9 tRNA genes and 1 rRNA gene are annotated in these 1,445 nt (G+C 45.5%); all 10 read right to left on the reverse strand.

Annotated features, from left to right (window positions below):
* Positions 1–194: 194 nt before the first annotated feature.
* Positions 195–270, reverse strand: a tRNA-Ala gene (locus ACFFHF_RS08085).
* Between the two features lie 21 nt (positions 271–291).
* Positions 292–368: transfer RNA gene (locus tag ACFFHF_RS08090), tRNA-Pro, on the reverse strand.
* A gap of 13 nt (positions 369–381) precedes the next feature.
* Positions 382–458 (reverse strand) — tRNA-Arg (locus ACFFHF_RS08095).
* 85 nt (positions 459–543) lie between these two features.
* A tRNA-Leu gene (locus ACFFHF_RS08100) sits at positions 544–632 on the reverse strand.
* Positions 633–642: 10 nt separating this feature from the next.
* Positions 643–717, reverse strand: a tRNA-Gly gene (locus tag ACFFHF_RS08105).
* 33 nt (positions 718–750) lie between these two features.
* Positions 751–835, reverse strand: a tRNA-Leu gene (locus tag ACFFHF_RS08110).
* A gap of 45 nt (positions 836–880) precedes the next feature.
* Positions 881–956, reverse strand: a tRNA-Lys gene (locus ACFFHF_RS08115).
* A gap of 8 nt (positions 957–964) precedes the next feature.
* Positions 965–1,040, reverse strand: a tRNA-Thr gene (locus ACFFHF_RS08120).
* A gap of 69 nt (positions 1,041–1,109) precedes the next feature.
* Positions 1,110–1,185: transfer RNA gene (locus tag ACFFHF_RS08125), tRNA-Val, on the reverse strand.
* 8 nt (positions 1,186–1,193) lie between these two features.
* A 5S ribosomal RNA gene (gene rrf / locus ACFFHF_RS08130) occupies positions 1,194–1,309 on the reverse strand.
* Positions 1,310–1,445: the final 136 nt, after the last annotated feature.

Consider the following 1,445-nt stretch of genomic DNA (forward strand, 5'->3'; position numbering starts at 1 on the left):
CCTGAGCCAGGATCAAACTCTCCAATAAAGAGTAAGATTAGCTCTTAAAGTTAAAACGTTGGCTAGTGTATTTTTCAACACTAATCATTTTTTGTTGACGTATGATTTGTTTAGTTTTCAAAGAACAATTTCGCCTCGTTTTGAAGCGACTTTTCTATATTAACAGCACTTAATTGTGTTGTCAATAGTTTTTTTGGTGGAGCCTAGCGGGATCGAACCGCTGACCTCCTGCGTGCAAGGCAGGCGCTCTCCCAGCTGAGCTAAGGCCCCATTAAATAATTAGTAGGATCATGGTCGGGAAGACAGGATTCGAACCTGCGACCCCTTGGTCCCAAACCAAGTGCTCTACCAAGCTGAGCTACTCCCCGATTAAAACTAATATGGCGCGCCCGAAAGGAGTCGAACCCATAACCTTCTGATCCGTAGTCAGACGCTCTATCCAATTGAGCTACGGGCGCATATTTTTTAATTTACCAATCCAATTGATATGGATGGATATTTTACTTCGTAATAACGAAAGCTATTTTACTTCGTAAAAAGCATTGGTGCCGAGGACCGGAATCGAACCGGTACGGTAGTCACCTACCGCAGGATTTTAAGTCCTGTGCGTCTGCCAGTTCCGCCACCCCGGCAAGTACGTTCTGGAGCGGAAGACGGGATTCGAACCCGCGACCCCAACCTTGGCAAGGTTGTATTCTACCACTGAACTACTTCCGCGTATAGTAATTATTTTGCTTGTGCAAAAAACTATGGTGCGGGTGAAGGGAGTCGAACCCCCACGCCTTGCGGCGCTAGATCCTAAGTCTAGTGCGTCTGCCAATTCCGCCACACCCGCATAATAATAATAAATGGAAAGTTATTTTGCTGAAGCAAAAAACTTTGGTGAGCCATGAAGGACTCGAACCTTCGACCCTCTGATTAAAAGTCAGATGCTCTACCGACTGAGCTAATGGCTCGGTATAAGTGGTGCCGGTGAGAGGACTTGAACCCCCAACCTACTGATTACAAGTCAGTTGCTCTACCAATTGAGCTACGCCGGCAAATAATGATAGTATTTTCATTTCGTGAATTTAAAATGAAAACTATTTTTCACTACGTGAAAAAAGTTTTGGTGGAGGATGACGGGATCGAACCGCCGACCCCCTGCTTGTAAGGCAGGTGCTCTCCCAGCTGAGCTAATCCTCCATATATATGCCTAGCGACGTCCTACTCTCACAGAGGGAAACCCTCAACTACCATCGGCGCTGAAAAGCTTAACTTCCGTGTTCGGTATGGGAACGGGTGTGACCTTTTCGCTATCGCCACTAGACTTGTATTAAGTTGAAGAAAATCATTCCTTCAAAACTAGATAATGAATGAAGAAGAAAGAAATACGTTTCATCGTAATTTGGTTAAGTCCTCGATCGATTAGTATCAGTCAGCTCCACACGTCGCCGCGCTTCCAC

Origin of the sequence: Robertmurraya beringensis (assembly GCF_042433785.1) — a bacterium.
Lineage (GTDB): Bacteria > Bacillota > Bacilli > Bacillales > Cytobacillaceae > Robertmurraya_A > Robertmurraya_A beringensis.